The sequence below is a fragment of the Saccharopolyspora sp. NPDC000359 genome, from assembly GCF_040300525.1.
Taxonomy (GTDB): domain Bacteria; phylum Actinomycetota; class Actinomycetes; order Mycobacteriales; family Pseudonocardiaceae; genus Saccharopolyspora.
In genome coordinates this window covers 49,610-67,892 of sequence record NZ_JBEPDU010000024.1, presented here as the reverse complement: position 1 = coordinate 67,892, position 18,283 = coordinate 49,610, and the positions used below count along the sequence as shown (strand labels likewise).

General features: G+C 74.5%; 1 protein-coding gene. It reads right to left on the bottom strand.

Annotated elements, in window-relative coordinates; all coding sequences use genetic code 11:
• Positions 1-19: 19 nt before the first annotated feature.
• Positions 20-18,283 (bottom strand): SDR family NAD(P)-dependent oxidoreductase, encoded by an 18,264-nt coding sequence (locus ABT324_RS17155; protein WP_351177796.1) that lies wholly within the window; start codon positions 18,281-18,283, stop codon positions 20-22.

The window sequence follows — 18,283 nt, the reverse complement described above, 5'->3', positions numbered from 1 at the left end:
GTCCTTGTCTCCCGGTCCACTAGAAGCGCAGTTCGAAGAAGGGCTCAGCACCGTTGCGCGCCACCTCGGCCCGCGGCGGCTCCGGCCGCTCGAACCAGTACCGCTCGCGCTCGAAGCGGACCGGCTCCAGCGGCGCCCGCCTGGGCTGGTGGCCCGCTGGCGGCACCGCCTCGGCGACGACGAGGTGCGCGTTGGTCCCGCCGAACCCGAACGAGCTGATCCCGGCCCGCCGCACGCCGCCCCGCGGCCGCCACGGCTGCAGCTCGCGCACCGGGAACAGCGGTGAGTCCTCGAACCGGAACCGCGGGTTGGTGGTCTCGCAGTGCAGCGTCGGCGGCAGCGCACCCTCGCGCAGCGAGAGCACCACCTTGATCAGGCCCGCGATGCCCGCCGCGCTCAGCAGGTGTCCGATGTTGGTCTTGACGCTGCCCACCCCGCAGAACCCGGTCTCGTCGGTGCCAGCCCGCAGCACCTGGGTCAGCGCCTTCAGCTCCATCGGGTCGCCGATCATGGTCCCGGTGCCGTGCGCCTCGACGTAGCCGATGCCGTCGGCCCGGACCCCGGCCGCGCGCAGGGCCTGTTCGATCACCTCGCGCTGCGCGTCCGGGTTCGGTGTGGTGATGCCCATCGTGCGACCGTCGTTGTTCACCGCACCGCCCTCGATGACCGCCGCCACGCGGTCACCGTCGCGCAGCGCGTCCTCGTACCGCTTGAGCAGCACCACACCCGCACCCTCGCCGAGCACGATGCCGTCGGCCCGCTCGTCGAAGGTGTGGCAGCGCCCGGTCGGCGACAGCGCCCGCGCCTCGCTCATGCCCACGAACGGGATCTGGTCCAGCAGGACCTCCACGCCGCCCGCCAGCGCCATGTCGCACTCACCCGCCCGCAGGGCCTGCGCGGCGAGGTGCACGCTGACCAGCGACGAGGAGCAGGCCGAGTCGACCACCAGGACCGGACCGCGCACGTCGAGGAAGTGCGCGACCTGGGCGGCGATGAAGTTCTGCGCCTGACCGCTGATGCTGTCCCGGTCCACCGCGGCCAGGTGCGAGCCGAAGTTGGACACCCGGGAACCGGCGTACACCCCGACCCGCGTGCCCGCGACCTCCTCCCGCCGGTACCCGGCGTCGTGCAGGCATTCCGCGCTCACCTCCAGGAACTGGCGCATCAGCGGGTCGACCTGCCTCGCCTGCCGCGCGGAGATCCCGAAGTAACCGGGGTCGAACTCCTCGATCCCGGGCAGGAAGCCACCCCACTTGCTGATGCTCCTGCCGGGCTGGTAGCTGCTCGCGTAGTGCTCCCGGACGTCCCAGCGCGAAGCGGGCACCTCGGTGACCGAGTCGACGCCGCCCGCCAGGTTCCGCCAGAACTCCGCGGCGTTCGCGGCACCCGGGAAGTGGCAGGCCAGCCCGATGACGGCGACCTTCCCGCTGCCGGTCGGCCCGGTCGCGGTGCTCCCCCCGCCAGCCGCGGGCGCGGTGGTCGCCCCGCCAGCGGGCGCCCCGCCAGCGGGCGCGGCGGCTGCGGGCGCGGCGGCTGCGGGCACCTCGTCCTGCAGGTGCGCGGCCAGCCGCCGGAGCGTCGGGTGTTCCAGGAACGCCGACGGTTCCACGGTGATCTCCAGCGCCCGTTCCACCGCGGACACCAGCTGGGCGATCATGATCGAGTCCACGCCCAGGTCGGCGAAGCCGGTGTCCGGCCCCAGGTCCTGCGCGTCCAGCCGCAACTGCTCGGCGAACACCGACGTCAACCTCTCCAGCACGGCCGGACCGGCCGCCACGACCGGGTCCGCGACCGCGGGGGCTTCCGCGCGCTGCTGCCGCGGCGCAACCCGGTCCGCGAGCCGCAGCAGGCGGCTGCGGTCGAACGCCTCCGGGTCCACCAGGGCGGGCATCAGCACCGGCCGGTCCGGCACCGACATCGCACGGTGCAGCAGGCCCATCCCGGTGCTGTCCGGGAGGGTGCGCAGACCGAGGTCGCGGTACACCGGGGTGGTCACCGCGGGCATGCCCATCGACTGCCAGCTCGGCCACTGCAGGGACCGGAAGTAGGTGCGGCCCCGGGCTGCCTGGTGGGCCGCGAAGCGGTCCAGGAAGGAGTTGGCCAGCGCGTAGTCGCTGAGGCCCGCACCCAGCGCCGGAACCGCACCGGACACCGACGAGCACAGGACGAAGAACCGCAGCGGGTCGTCCGCGCAGGCCGCGGCCAGCTCCTGGAGCCCGGCGACCTTCGGTTCCAGCACCGCGCGCACCTCCGCCACCTGCTTGCCGACGAACGCCGGGTTGGTCAGCAGGCCCAGCCCCGCGCAGTGCACGACACCGGTGATCGGCCCCAGCTCCTCGCGGGCCTCGGCCAGCACGCGCCGCAGCGCCGCCGGGTCGGTCAGCGACGTGCTGACCACCCGCAACCGCACCCCCGGCCGTTCCAGCTCCAGCAGGCCCCGCAGCCGCGCCACCAACTCGGGGTCGGCGTCCTCGGCGGCGCAGATCTCGGGCCACCGCGCGCGGTCCGGCAGCTCGCGGTGCCCCAGGAGCACCAGCCGGTCGGCACCGCGGTCGATCAGCTCCGCGGCGATGGACCGACCGATCGCCCCGGTGCCACCGGTGATCACCACGGTTCGACCACCCAGCTCACCGCACCAGGCCACGTCCCCGGCCGGGGCCTCGACCTCGGCCAGCTCGGGCAGGTGGCGGGTGCCGCCGCGCAGGCAGACCTCGCCCGCCTGCTCCACCGCACCCAGCTCCCGGCCGACGACCAGGCGCAACCGCTCCGCGGTCAGCTCGGCGGCGTCGACGTCGACCGTGCTGGCGAGCACTCCCGGGTACTCCGCCCCGAGCACGCTCACCAGACCCGCGAAGGCCGCGCCGCGCAAGGTCGGCCGGTCCGCCCCGAACGGCGTCAGGCCGTGCGTGAAGTGCAGGTAGTGCAGCCCGGAAGTGCGCAGACGGGCCACGAGCTCCTGGGCCAGGACGATCCGCGCCCAGCTCTCCGCCGCGCGGTCGGTCGGCTGGGCCGCGACGTCGACCAGGTCGACGACGGTGCGCGCGGCCCCGGCCAACCCGGCCAGCCGCCGACCGGTCTCCGGATCGGCGTCCTCGGCCTCGGTGAGCACCGCGACCGCCGCCTCCGGGCCGAACAGGTCGCGGGCCAGCCCCTCGTTCTCCGGGCTGGTCAGCACGAGCACGCTCGCGGCGGGCGGCACCACCGCCGGTGGCTCGGCCGCCGGGCGCCAGACCTTCGCCAGCAACAGCTCCTGGTCGTCCCGCGCAGCTGGCTGTTTCCCGGTGCGCAACCAGTGCCGCTGGTCCGCGAACGGGTAGGTCGGCAGCGTCGCGCGACGCGGCAGCGGTCCCTGGTGCAGGGCAGCCCAGTCGATCCGGGCTCCGCCCACCCACAACTGGGCCAGCCGGTCCAGATCGCCTTCGCGCTGGATCCGGCGCAGGTACTCCTGCCCCTCGGGCTCGGTCAGCCACCCGTTGTGGTCGCGGCCGGCCTCGCCCACGTGCAGGTTCGCCGCGGAGTCCGCCGCCAGGTACGCCGCGAGCGCCGCCCGCAGCTCCGCGCGGCTGGCTGCCACCACCGCGAGCCGGGCGTCCATCGGGACGCGGCCGACCTGCGAGGTGTGGGCCAGCGACGCCAGGTCATCGGTCTCGTCGGTGTCGAGCAGGTCGACCACGTCGGCCGCGTACTGGCGCAGCCGCTCGGTGTTCTTCGCCGACAGCACGAAGACCCGCGGTCCCGGCTCGGGCTCGGGTTCCGGTACTGCTGGCGATTCCTCCAGCACGACGTGGGCGTTGACCCCGCCGAAGCCGAAGGAGCTGACGCCCGCCCGCCGGGGCAGCGGCGCGCCCGAATCGTCCACCGGCCGCCAGTCGCGCGTCCGGCGCACCGGGGTGAAGGGGCCCGCGTCGAGCCGGATGTGCGGGTTCAGCTCTGCCAGGTGCAGCGTGGCCGGGAGCTGCCCGTGCCGCATCGCCAGGACCACCTTGAGCACACCCGCGATGCCCGCCGCCGGTTCGAGGTGGCCGATGTTGCTCTTGATGCTGCCCACACCGCACTCGACGGGCGTGGCCTGCCCATCCGCCAGCCGCCGGTGGGCCCGCTGGAGCGCGTCGATCTCGATCGGGTCGCCCAGTTCGGTACCGGTGCCGTGCAGTTCCACGTAGGACACCGACTCGACCGGCACGTCCGCGTCCCGGTAGGCGGCCACCAGCAGGTCCTCCTGCGCATCCGGGTTCGGCGCGGTCAGCGAGCTGGCGTGCCCGCCGTGGTTCTGCGCGCTGCCGCGGATCACGGCGTGCACCCGGTCCCCGTCGGCCAGCGCCCGCGACAGCGGCTTGAGCACGAGCGCCGCGACGCCCTCGCCCTTGACGTAACCGTTGGCGGAGCTGTCCAGCGGCTTGCACCTGCCGTCCGGCGAGAGCATCCCGAGCTGGTGCGCGGAGATGATGGTGTGCGGCGAGAGGACCAGGCTCACCCCGCCCGCGATGGCCAGCTCGCTCTCCCCCGACCGCAGGGAGCGCACCGCCCGGTGGACCGCGACCAGCGAGCTGGAGCACGCGGTGTCGATGCTCTCGCTCGGGCCGCGCAGGTCCAGCAGGTAGGAGATCCGGTTGGCCAGCATCGTCCGCGCCAGCCCGGCACCGGCGTAGGCGTGGGGCTCGGCGCTGCTGGACACCATCGCCTCGTAGTCGGTGAACTGGGTGCCCGCGAAGACCGCCACCGCGCGCCCGGCCAGCCGGTCGGCCCGGATGCCCGCGTCCTCCAGCGCCTTCCAGGTCTCCTCCAGGAACAGTCGGTGCTGGGGGTCCACCACCTGCGCTTCCAGCGGTGAGATCCGGAAGAACAGCGAGTCGAAGCGGTCCACGTCGGACAGGAAGCCGCCCCACCTCGGGGTGCCGGGGAAGCGCCGGTCCAGCTCCCGCCAGTCCCACCGCTCGGCAGGCGCCTCGGTGATCAGGTCGCGCTCCTGGACCAGGTTCGCCCAGAACTCGTCGAGGTCAGCCGCTCCGGGGAACCGGCCGCTCATGCCGATCACCGCGATCGGCTCCGGCGCGCCGGGCGCGGCGGCCCGATCGACGGCGACCGCGGGTTCCGGCGCCGGTTCGGCGGCGTGCTCGGCCACCACCGGGTGGGCGCGCCGCAGCTCCTCCGGGAACTCCCGCACCAGGTGGGCGGTGAGCTTGGTGACCGTGTTGGCGCCGAACATCGCGATCGTCGGCACCTCGATGCCGTAGCGGTCGGCGAGCTCGACGCCGAGGCTCTTCAGGCCGAACGAGTCGAGCCCGAACTCCCCGAAACCGGCGTCGTCGTCCAGCTCCGCGTCGGTGATCTCCAGCAGCGCGCGGATCATCCGCCGGAGTTCGGCGGCGACCGCCGCTTCGACCCCGACCGCCGGTTCCGGCGCGGTGGCCGGTGCTGGTTCCGGTGCGGGTGCGGGGTCCGGTGCGGGGGCGGGGTCCGGTGCGGGGGCGGTGCGGCGCGCCGGGCGGTCGTGGACCAGTGCGCGCACCCGTTCCGGGTCACCAGCCACGACCATGACCTGGCTCAGCCCGCTGCGCACGGCGTCCTCCAGCACCTGCCGCCCCTCGTCCGACTCCAGGTAGCGGAACCCGGTGGTGGCCAGGTAGCGCCGCTCGTCCTCGGGGTCCAGGTGCATCCCGCCGTCGCGCCACATCGGCCAGTCGATCGCGACCGTCCGGCCGTGCCGCCTGCCCGCCGCGCGGTGCGCTTCCCGCTCGGCGGCGAAGCCGTCGAGGTAGCGCGCGCCGACGCCGTAGTCGGCGAGCCCGTAGTCCCCGAGGTGGCCCGAGGTCGAGGCGTAGAGCACGAACAGGTCGAGCGGCTCGGCCGCGGTGGCCGCGTCGAGCGCGCGGGTGCCGTCGATCCGGGGCCGCAGCTGGGCCCGGAACTCCGCGAGGTCCTTGTCCGGCAACGGAACCGCGCTCACGGTCCCGGCCAGGTGGAACACGCCGTGGAGGCGGCCCCACCGCGCCTTGACCTGGTCGACCACCGCGGCGAGCTGAGCAGTGTCGGCGACGTCGCACGGGAAGTACTCGGCTTCGCCACCCAGCGCGCGCAGCTCGGCCAGCAACGCCTGCCCGTCCTCGTCCAGCTCGGACCTGCCGAGCAGGGCCAGCCGCGCCCGGTGGTCGCGGGCCAGCTCGCGCGCGAGCATCCGGCCGAGCCCGCCAGCACCACCGGTGATCAGGTACGTGCCCTGGTCGCGGAACACCGGCTCGGCCCCGGTCTCCGCCGGGGTGAACTCCTGCTGGCGCTGCACGAACCGGACGCCGTCGTGGTAGCGGACCACAGCCGCGTCCGGCTCGGCGGCGAGCTCGGCGAGCAGCGCGGACCGGTCCGGCTGCGAGAACCGGATCACGGAGTACCCGACGCCCGGCGCCATCGCCTTGACCGAACCGGCGAACCCGCCCCACGCCTCGGCGAGCGCGGCGTCGGACTCCGGCACCGCCACCTGGATCCGCTCCAGGTCGCCGAACCCGTTGCTGCCGAACGCGCGCAGCAGGAGGAAGAACGACTCGGGGCCGTGGGTCAGGCGGTGCTCAGCCGGGGCGTCCAGCGACCACAGGTGCGCCACCCGGCGAACGCCGATCCCGCGCTGCCGCAGGGAGGTCAGCACCCGCAGGTAGTCCTCCGGGGCGTCCGGGCGGATCTCGAAGCAGCGCTCGTCGACCTCGCGGTAGCGCTCCGCGGGCCGCACCAGCACGTCCGCCGGGGTGGCTGGGGCAGCGGCGAACACCAGCGCCTGCCCGGCCGTGGTCCCGGCGGGAACCGCGGCCTGCTGCCACCCGGTCCGGAACCAGGTCAGGTCCCCGACCGGTGCGGTGGGCTCGGGGTCGGTGCTGAACCAGTGCCGTTCCGGCGCGAACGGGTAGGTGGGCAGGCTGCGGCGGCGCGGCGCACCACGGTGCAGGCGGCGCCAGTCGATCGACGCTCCCCGCACCCACGCCGCGGCGACCGCGTCGAGGTCGTCCTCGTCCGCGCCGACCTTTGGCGCCGACCCGCGCTCGACGCTGCCCGTGTGCACCTCGCTGGCCGTGCCCGCCAGGTACCGGGACAGGACGTCCTTGGCCTGCTCGCCCGTGCTCGCCACGAACGCCAGCCGCGCCGGGAAGTCGGTGCGGCCGACCTGCAGCGTGAACGCGGTGCCCGCCAGGTCCTCCGTCCAGCCGGTGGCCTCGACGAACCGCCGGGCGTACTCGCGGAGGCGCTCGGGGTCACGGGCCGACAGCGTGAACACCACCGGTCCCTGCGGCGTCGGCGCGCTGTCCGCTCGGTACTCCTCCAGGACCACGTGGGCGTTCACCCCGCCGTAGCCGAACGCGCTGACACCGGCCCGGCGCGGCAGTTCCGCGCCGTCCGCTCCCCGCGGGCGGTGCCACTCCACGCCTTCCAGCGGGATGTGGAACGGCGAGCCGCTGAGGTTCAGGAAGCGGTTGAGCTGCTGGATGTTCGGCGTGCCGGTGAGCTGACCGTGGCGCATGGACAGCAGCACGCGCAGCACGGCCGCGATGCCCGCCGCTGGCTCCAGGTGCCCGATGACGTTCTTCAGCGCCGCCAGCGCGCAGTGCGGCTGCGCTGGGGCCTCGTGCCCCCAGCGCTCGTACAGCTCGGCGAAGGCCTGGCGCAGGCCGGTGATCTCCGCCGGGTCACCGATGGTGGTGCCGGTGCCGTGGGTTTCGAGGTAGCCAATCGTCGCGGGGTCGAGCCCGGCCCGCTCGTGGGCCCGGATGACCACCTCCGCCTGCGCGTCGGGGTTGGGCGCGGTCAGCGAGTTGGCCCGGCCACCGTGGTTGACCGCGGTGCCGCGCAGCACGGCGTGGATGGGGTCGCCGTCGGCCACCGCCTGGCTGAGCCGCTTGAGCAGCACCGCGCCGACGCCCTCGCCCCGCACGTAGCCGTTCGCCTCCTGGTCGAAGGCCCGGCCGACGCCGTCCGGGCTGATCATCCCGGCGAGCTCCAGCGACGCGAAGGTCACCGGGGACAGCATCACCGAGACCCCGGCCGCCAGCGCCGCGTCGCAGTGCCCGAGCTCGATCGCCTCGGCCGCCCGGTGCAGCGCCACCAGGGAGCTGGAGCAGGCGGTGTCCACCGGCTCGCTGGGGCCGCGCAGGTCCAGCTGGTAGGAGATCCGGTTGGCCAGGATCGACGGGGTGAGCCCGGTCGAGGCGTAGGCGTCGGCCCGCACCCCGGAGCGCTGGATCAGCTCGCCGTACTCGGCCGGTCCGACCCCGACGAACACCCCGGTCCGGGTGCCGGCGAGGCTGACCGGGTCGATGCCCGCGTCCTCGATCGCCGACCACGCGGTCTGCAGCAGCAGCCGCTGCTGGGGGTCCATCCACCTGGCTTCCCGGCGGGAGATCCCGAAGAACAGCGGGTCGAACCGGTCCACCGCGGGCATGAACCCGCCGCGGTTGACCCGCGTGCGGTCGGTGTGCTCGGCGGGGTCGCCGTAGCGCTCCCGCCAGTCCCACCGGTCCGCGGGCACCTCGGAGAGCAGGTCCCCGCCGCGGCGCAGGTTGGTCCAGAAGGATTCCAGGTCCGGCGAGCCCGGCAGCGTGCCAGCCATGCCGACGACCACGACCGGGTCGGACCCGGTGGTGGCGACCTCCGGTGCTCCGGCGGCCGGGTGCTCCGGTGCCAGGCGGTCAGCCAGTTCGTCCACGGTGGGGGCGGCGAGGAACAGGTCCGGGCTGAGCTCCCGGCCCAGTTCCTGGCCCAGCCGTTCGGCGAAGCGGATCAGGCCGAGGGAGTCCAGCCCGTGCTCGTGGAAGCTGGTGTCGGTGGCCAGCTCACCCGCCGGGTAGCCGGTCAGCGACGACAGGACCGCCAGGATCCGGTCGTGCAGCGCGCCCCGGCTGGCCACCGGACGCGCGCTGGTCGTGGCGCGGGGCTGCCGGGCGCTCGGCTGCGCCGAGATCCAGCAGTGCTCGCGCGCGAACGGGTAGCCCGGCGCGGAGATGACCCGCGGGCGCACCGGGTAGAGCGACTCCCAGTCGACGTCCTCGCCGCCGACCCAGCGCTCGGCCAGCCGGCGCAGTTCCGCCCGGTCGGCGGCGCGGTGGATGGCGCTGGTCACCGGGCGGGGCCGCAGCCAGGATTCCGCGCGCACGGTGCCGGTACAGACGTCCGCAGTGGGTCCCTGACCGCCGGTGAACCCGGTCAGCGCCGCGCGCAGTTCCGCGACGTCGGAGGCGACCACGGCCAGCCGCTCCCCCATCGCCTCGCGGCCGACCTGCAGCGTGAAGGCCAAGCGGTCGAGGTCGAGTTCGCTGCCGCCCGCCGGACCGGCCAGGGCCCCGGCCAGCTCGCGCAGCGACATCCCCTCGTGCAGGGTTCCGGGCCGCACGTCGGTGGCCGCGGCGAGCTGCAGCATGGTGGTGAGGTCGACGCCCAGCTCCGCCAGCGGCTCGTCCAGGTCGGCTTCGGCCAGCCCCGCTCGTCGGGCCAGCTCCGCCGCCGCGGTACCCGCATCGGACGACCCCGCCGTGCCGCGCAGGAACCCGAGCACCTCCCCGACGAGTTCGCGCAGCCGGTCGCGGTCCCGCGCGGAGAACACGAACAGGCGGGCGCCGTCCCGGCCCGCCGGAGCGGCGGGCTCGGGGTACTGCTCCAGGACCAGGTGCGCGTTCGACCCGCCCGCGCCGAAGGAGCTCACCGCGGCCCGCAGCGGCTCGCCGCGCCACGGGGCGAGCTCGCGCTGGACGGTGAACGGCACGTCCTCCCAGTCGATGCCGGGGTTGAGGCGGTCGGCGTGCAGGGACGGCGCGAGTTCGCCGTGCCGCATCTGCAGCAGCACCTTGGTGACCGCCGCGATCCCGGCTGCGGACTCCAGGTGGCCGATCCCGGACTTCACCGAGCCGATGGCGATCCTGCCGGGGCGCTCGCCGAACGCCCGCGCCAGGCCCGCCACCTCGGTCGGGTCGCCGAGCGCGGTGCCGGTGCCGTGGGCCTCCACGTAGGAGACCGTGCTCGGCTCCACCTCCGCGCGCCGCAGCGCCTGCCCGATCAGCTCGCCCTGCGCCACCGGGTTCGGCACGGTGTACCCGCCGGTCTTGCCGCCGTGGTTCGCGGCGCTGCCGAGGATGACCCCGTGGATCCGGTCGCCGTCGCGCTCGGCCAGCTCCAGCGGCTTGAGCAGCACCGCGCCGACGCCCTCGCCGGGCACCATGCCGTCGCCGTCGGCTCCGAAGCTGCGGCACCGCCCGTCCGACGAGGTGAACCCGCCCGCGGCGAGCTGGGCGTACTTGCGCGGGTGCACGGCGAGGTTGACGCCACCGGCCAACGCGTAGTCGGCGTCGCCGAGCATCAGGGCCTCGCAGGCCAGGTGCAGGGCGGTCAGCGAGGACGAGCACATGGTGTCCACCGCCAGGCTCGGTCCCTGGAAGTCGAACGCGTAGGACACCCGGTTGGCGATCGAGGCGTAGCCCATGCCGCCCGCCAGCCCGTCCTCGGTCTCCAGCAGCTGGTAGTGGCCGTACATCACGCCCACGTAGACACCGACCCGGGACCCGCGCAACCGGCCGCGCGGGTAGCCCGCGTCCTCCAGCGCGTGCCACGCGGTCTGCAGGAACAGGCGCTCCTGCGGGTCGAGCAGCTCGGCCTCCCGCAACGACATCTGGAAGAACCTCGGGTCGAACTCGGCGATCCCGTCGAGGAAACCGCCCCACCGGCTGATGGCGCGACCGTCCACTTCGGACCACTCGCGCCAGTCCCAGCGGTCGGCGGGCACCTCGCGCACGCAGTCCCGGCCCTGCCGCAGGTTCTGCCAGAACTCGTCCAGGTCCGCCGCGTCCGGGTACCGCCCGGCCACGCCGACGATCGCGATCTTCCGCCAGCGGTCCGGCACCGAGCTGGCCGGTTCGGACGCCACGACCTCGACCCGGGGCGCCTCCACCGCCCGCCGGGCATCCGGCAGCAGCAGCTCCCGGAGCGCGTCGGCGTGCTCGCCCACCAGGTGCGCCACCAGGTCGCGGAGGGTCCGGTGCTCGAACAGCAGGGTCGCGGGCAGCGGCCCGAGGTCCGCGGCGAGCACGTCGACAAGCTGGGGCATCGTCAGGGAGTCGATGCCGAAGTTCTCGAAGGTCTCGTCGAGCCACAGCCGGTCCGGCGGCACCTGCAGGACCTCGTGGAAGGCGCGGCGGACGTAGGCGGTGACCACCGCGTCCAGGTCCGCATCCGATTCGGGGCCCGGCTCCGGCTCGGCCGCCACCTGCGGGGCCGGGCCGAAGTCCACCCCGGCGGCTTCCAGCACCTCGCGGCTCGCCTTGGTGACCAGCACCTGCGGGTCGTCGTGCGCCAGCACGTGCGCCACGGCGGCCATGCCCTCGTGCGGCAGGATCGAGAAGACCCCGTGCTGGGCGAAGCGCTCCCGCGTCCGCTCGTCGGCCGCGACCCCGACGGTGCCCCAGTAGCCCCAGTTGATCACCCGCACCGCGGCACCCAGGTGGGAGCCGAGGAAGTGACCGAAGGCGTCCTCGAACGCGCCGCCCGCGGCGTAGTTGCTCTGGCCCGCGTTACCCGACAGCGACACCGCCGAGGAGAAGAACAGCACGAAGTCCAGCGGCGTCGCTCCGACCGCGGCCAACAGCGCGACGCTGACCTTGGTCTTGGCGTCCAGGGCCGCGCGGAACGCGCTCTCCTCCATGGTCAGCAGGCTCTGGTCGCGCAGGACGATGGTGGAGTGGAAGACCCCGTGCAAGGCCCCGCAGCGGTCCTCGACGCCCCGGACGACCGCCCGCAGCGCCGCCGGGTCCCCCGCATCGGCCCGCTGGTAGTCGACCAGCTCGCCGCTGGGGTCGACCTCGGCCAGCCGCTGCCGCTTCTCCGCGCTCAGCGCGCTGCGCCCGACCAGCACGACGCGCGCCTGGTAGCGGTGCACCAGCCACTCGGCCAGCTCCAGACCGATCCCGCCAGCACCGCCCAGGACCAGGTAGGTCCCGCCGCGCCGGATCCGACCGTCCGCTGTGGACGGTCGCCGCGGGACGAGCTTGCGCCGGTGCGCGACCCCACCGCGCACCGCCAGCGGGCTGTCCGCACCGGCCGCCAGGGCCTGCTCGACCAGCCCGGGGAGCGCCGGGGCGCCCGGACCGCCCGCACGGTCCACGACGGCCACCTGCCACCGCCGGAACTCCTGCGCGAGGGTCTGGGCCAGCCCGTGCAGGCTGCCCGCGAACGGGTTCTCGACGCGGTGGCCGTCCACGGCGCACACGCCCTCGGTGATGACCACCACCCGCAGCGGCCGGGTCGCCGCACCTGCCACCAGCAGCAGCTTCACCAGCCGGAACAACGCGAGCACCCCGCGCTGCTGGTTGGTTTCCAGCAGCTCGGCGTCGTCGTGGCGGCTCGGGGCGCGGTCGGCCAGGAAGTAGACCGCCGCGGGCAGCGGCCGCCCGGTCAGGGTCTCGACCTCGGTCGGGTCCACGACCAGCGGCTGACCAGTCACCGCTGCGGAGAGCTCGGCGGCGAGCGCGTCGGTGCCCTCGCCGCGCACGATCCACGCCGAGTCGACCGGCTGCGGTGGCGGCGCCGCACCGAGCGGGGTCCACTCGGGCACGTACAGCAGTTCCGACAGGTCGGCACCGGTCTCGACGTCGTCCTCAGTGGACACTGGGCGCAGCGCCAGGTCGCGCAGTCGCACGCAGAGCTCCCCGTCGTCATCGAGCAGGGAGATGTCGTAGCGGTCCTGGCCGACGGGGCGCACGTGGGCGTGACCACGTCGGGCGGGCTCGCGCCACACCTCCACCGCCTCGACCGCGTAAGGCACCATCGGCTGCCCGGAGGCGCGGTCGCGCAAGGCCGCGAGCGCGTGCAGCGCACCGTCCAGCAACGCCGGGTGCAGCACGCATTCGCCGAGGCCACCGTCGTCGACGGGCACCGAGATCCTGGCCAGCGCCTCGTCGCGGCCATAGGCGATCTGCTCCACGGCGCGCAACGCCGGTCCGTAACCGACGCCGAAGGACTCGAAGTCCGCGTAGAGCTGCTCCCCCGCGTACCGCTGCGGGCAGCGGGCCTCGATCCGCGCGGGCGGCTCCACCTCGTCCCGCGCGGCCTCCAGGGAAGTCACCAGCCCCTGCGCGTGCACGTCACCGTCGGCGGAGGCAAGCTCGAATCCCAGCCCGTCCGCAGCTCGCCGCAGCCGCAGCAGGGCGCGGCGTTCGCCCTGCTCGACCACCAGCGGCCGCAGCCAGCGGACGTTGCGCAGCGCCACCGGGCCGGTCAGCCCGGCCGCCGCCGATGCCGCCCGGGCCATCTCCAGCACCGCGACCCCCGGCAACGGCTGCACCGGACCAATGCGGTGGTCCCGCAGGAGCGGGTCGTGCGCGGTGAACACCTTGCCGAAGGCAAGACCGTCCAGGCTCTCGGCGGGCTCGACCTGCGCCAGCAGCGGGTGCGCGGCGACCGCCGGGCCACCGGGCACCGGGCGCTGGTCGGTGATCCAGCAGCGGAACCGCTCGAACGGGTAGCCGGGCAGCGGGGTGCGTCCCGGGTTCCCGTCGTGCAGGAGTGCCCAGTCCGGTTCGGCGCCCCGCACCCAGAGCTCGGCGACGGCGGCGAGGTCGCGCTGCTGCGCGGCGTGCTGTACCTGCTTCGCCAGCCGGGCACGCTCCTGCCGGTCGCGCCCCGCCGCGCGGAGGCTGCCTCGCTGCACCTCGCCGGTGCGGCCGTCGGCGACATCCCGGCACCTGGCGGCCAGCTCCGCCGTGGAGGACACGACCACCGCGGCCCGCTCCTCGTGCGCTTCCCGTCCGGTCTGCAAGGTGTGGGCGGCCGCGGCGAGGTCGGTGTCCGGGTGGCGGTCCAGGAAGTCGGCCAGCCGAGCGGCCAGGACCTGCAGCCGTTCACCGGTCTTGGCCGACAGCGGCACCAGCTGCACCCCGGTTGACGGGCGCGGCGCCACTGGTTGGTGCTCCTCCACCACGAGGTGCGCGTTCGACCCGCCCGCGCCGAAGGAGCTGATGCCAGCGCGCCGCGGGACCTCCGGGGCGGGCCGGTGCCACTCGGCCAGCTCCTGCTGCACCCGCAGCGGCGTGCCGGACCAGTCGATGTTCGGGTTCAGCGCCTCGGAGTGCAACGAGGGCACGAGGCTGCGGTGCCGCAGCTGCACCAGCACCTTGCACAGCGCCGCCATGCCCGCCGCCGACTCCAGGTGCCCGATGTTGGACTTTACCGACCCGATCGGCAGCTCCCCGGGCTGCCGCCCGGCGTCCTCGAACGCCCTGGCCAGGCCGCGGATCTCGATCGGGTCGCCCAGCGCGGTGCCGGTGCCGTGGGCCTCCAGGTAGGACAGCGTCCGGCCCTCGACCCCGGCCGCGTCCAGGGCCCGGCGGATCACCTCGCCCTGCGCGACGGGGTTGGGCACGGTGAACCCGTTGGTCCTGCCGCCGTGGTTCAGGCTGCTGCCGAGGATGGTGGCGTAGACGTGGTCGCCGTCGGCCAGCGCCCGCGCCAGCGGCTTGAGCAGCACGGCTCCGACGCCCTCGCCGGGCACGTACCCGTCCCCGCCCTCACCGAAGCTGCGGCACAACCCGTCGCTGGAGGTGAACTGGCCCTGCGCCAGGAAGCGGTACTTGTAGGGGTGGACGTGCAGGTTCACCCCACCGGCGATGGCCAGGTCGGTGTCCCCGGAGCGCAGGTCCCGGACCGCCAGGTGGATCGCCGACAGCGCCGAGGAGCACATGGTGTCCACTGCCAGGCTCGGCCCGGTCAGGCCGAGGGTGTAGGAGACCCGGTTCGCGATCGAGGCGTAGGAGGAGGCGGCCAGCCGCCCGTTGTCCGCCTCGTAGAGCTGGTACAGCGCGTACATCGCGCCGACGTAGACGCCGGTGCGGTTGGGCTGGAGACCGGCCCGGGTGTACCCGGCGTCCTCGATGGTGTGCCATGCGGTCTCCAGGAACAGCCGCTCCTGCGGGTCGAGCATCTCCGCCTCGCGCGGGGAGATACCGAAGAACAGCGGGTCGAACTCGTCGATGCCGTCCAGGAAGCTGCCCCACCTGCCGTGCTGCACGGCGCGGTCGGCCTCGGTGGCGCTGCTGTGCAGGCGCCAGTCCCAGCGTTCCTCCGGGATCTCGCGGATGCTGCTGCGCCCGGCCCGCAGGTTCTCCCAGAACGAGTCCAGGTCGTCGGCGTCGGCGAAGCGCGCGCTCACCCCGATGATCGCGATCGGCTCGTCCGCGCGTCGGTCCGGCGCGGCGGCCACCGCGGGCACCTCGACGCGGGCGGGCAGGGGCGGCTCGACCTGGGCGGGCGGGGGTGGCTCGACCGGCGCCGGGGCCTCGGCGGCGGGAACCAGCGGTTCCAGGGCCTCGCGGTGGTGCGCCACGAAGTAGCCGGTCAGCGAACGCAGGTCCTGGTACTCGAAGAACAGCGTCTTGGGCAGCGAGCCGAAGTGCTCCTCCAGCTCGCGGGTCAGGTCCATGATCAGCAGCGAGTCGATCCCGTAGGCCTCGAAGGCCACCTCGGCGTCGATCTCCTCGGCGGGCATCCGGAAAACACCGGCCAGCACGTCCTTGAGGTACTGCTCGGCCCGGTCCGCGACGTCGGTGGCCTGCTCCGGGACCGCCGGGGCCGCCGGGGCTGCCGCGCGGTCCGGCAGCGGCCGGTGGGTGGCGTGGTCCAGCAGCTCGCCGATCCTGGCGGGATCACCATGCGCGATGAGGACGTGGTCGCCAGCGCCCACGGTGTCGAAGGCCGTCAGCCCGGCCGCGGTTGGCAGCGCACGCAGCCCGCTGCGCGCGACGATGCGTTCCTGGTCCGGCTGCGCCATGTCCGCGCCGATTCCCCCGTCCGCCCACAGCGGCCACAGCAGCGACAGGCTCCGCCCGGAACGCAGTCCGGCCGCGCGCTGCTGCTCCCGCCAGGTGGTGAAGGCGTCGAGGAAGCGGTTGGCGTAGGCGTAGTCGGCCTGCCCCGGGGTGCCCGCCACTCCGGACAGCGAGGAGAACGACGCGAAGAAGTCGAGCCGCATCCCGGCCGTGGCCCGGTCCAGCTCGACCGTGCCCGCCACCTTCGGGCCGAGCACCGCGGCCAGGTCCTGCCCGGTCTTGCCGAGCAGGAAGGAGTCGCGGGTCACGCCCGCCAGGTGCAGCACGCCGCGCAGCTCGCCGTGCTCGCGGCGAATCCGGTCCACCAGTGCCGCGGCCTCGCCCGGCTCACCGAGCCGCGCGGGCCAGTAGTCGGCGTCGATGCCCAGCGCGCGCAGTTCCGCCAGCTTCTCCCGCACCTCCGGGGTGGCCCCGGAGCGCCCGGTGAGCACGAACTCCGCCCCGGCCGTCGCGCCCAGGTGGCGCACGAAGATCCGGCCGAGCGCACCGAGACCACCGGTCACCAGGTAGGTCCCCCCGGCGCGGACCGAGATGCCCGGCCCCGGCTGCCCGGCCGGGTCCAGCGGTGTCCAGCGCGCCACCTGCCGCACACCGCCGGACACCCGCACCTGGAACTCGTGGTCGGCGACCGAGCGCAGCTCGGCGGCCACCTGCCGGGCCCGCGCGTCCGCCCCGGCGGCGGGCACCGCGAGCACCGAACCGAGGAAGTTCGGCTGCTCGTTGGTGATCGTCCGGAACAGGCCGTCGAGGGCCGTGACGTAGCAGTCGTCCAGCTCACCGGTGGTGTCGTGCACCGCGAACACCCGCACCGGCGACCGGAACCGGGCCTGCGACCAGCCGCGGAACAGCCCGGTCAGCCGTGGCACGACCGCCGCACCGCTCGGCAGGCTCGCGGCGTCCCAGACCACGGCGGCGGGTTCGCGCAGGGCCGCGAAGAACCTCCGCCAGTCCTCGTCGTCGTCCAGCCGCAGCGTCCAGCTCAGGTCGGGTGCCGACTCGAAGCGGTCACCGGCCCGCACCCGCACCACCTGGTTGCCCAGCTGGTCGCCCAGCCGCTGCGCGAACTCCGGTTCGTCGCTGATGACGAGCACGTCACCGGCCAGCTCGCCGGGGTCGCCGTGCGGCGCCGGGTGCCAGGTCTGCTCGCAGGCCACCGTTTCGACCGGCTGCTCGTCCCGGCGCAGCGCGTGGGCCTGGCCGACGGCCCGGGTCAGCAGACCGCGCATCCGGAGCACGATGCGCCCGTCGTCGTCGGTGAGGGTCAGGTCGTGGCCCGTGTCGGCCGAAGCCACCGCGTGGACGTAGCCGCGGCGCGGCAGCGGGCCCCGGACCTCGAGCCCGGCCAGGGCGAACGGCAGCTTCCGCTCCTCGGTGCCCGCCGGGTCGCCGTCGGCCCACAGCGCGGTCTGCAGCATGCCGTCCAGCAGCGTCGGGTGCAGCTCGAAGCCTGCGACGTCGACGCCTTCGGGGACCTCCACCCGCGCCAGCGCCTCACCCGCACCGTGGTGCACCGAGCGCAGCGGCTGGAAGCTCGGCCCGTAGCTGCCACCGAGCCGGTCGAACAGCGCGTAGCACTCCGATCCGGGGCAGACCTCCGGGCAACGGGCCTGGATCGAGCCCAGGTCCAGCGAGTCCTCCGCGGCCGCGGCCAGTTCGCCGAAGCGCAGCGTGCCCGCCGAGCACACCTCGCCGCCGCAGTCCACTGTGTACCGGCTGCCCCGCTCGGTGAGGGCAAGCCGGAGCCGGACCTGCACCGGCTCGTCGGTCACGATGACCGGCCGCGCCCACATGACGTCGTCGATGCCGACGACCGTGCCGTGCCCGGCCTGGCGGGCGGTGGCGGCGGCCAACTCCAGCGCGGCCACCGCGGGCAGGATCTTGTGCTCGCCGAAGGCGTGGTCGCGGAGGAAGAACTCGGCACCGGTGAAGGTGGCGGTGTACTCCCCGTCACCGTCCGGCGTGCCGACCAGCGGCTGCCGCGCGGGAAGGCTCGCGGCGGGCTCGTCCACCCAGTACGCGCGGAGCGCGAACGGCGGTGTGGGCAGGGACAACCGGGCCGGGAACGGGGCACGGTGCAGCTGCGACCAGTCCACATCGGAGCCTCGCGACCACAGCCGGGCCAGCGCGTGGAGATCGCGCCGGGCCAGCGCGGCCGCAGCGTCCGCGGACCGGTCGGTGGTTTCTGCCCGCTCGGCGCCGGGGAACTCCCGCAGCTGGTCGGCCAGCTCGGTGAGCGAGCCGACCACCGCCGCCCACCGCCGCCGCAGCGGTTCCCGCCCCACCTGGAGCGTGTACGCCAGCCGTTCGAGCGTGGCCGCGGAGTCGCCCTCCCGGGCTTCGACCCAGCGCAGCAGCCGTTCGGCGTACTGCTGGAGTTGCTCGGCTCCGGCAGCGGAGAGCAGCACGACGTGCTGCTGCGGAGTCGTCTCAGCGCGCGACAT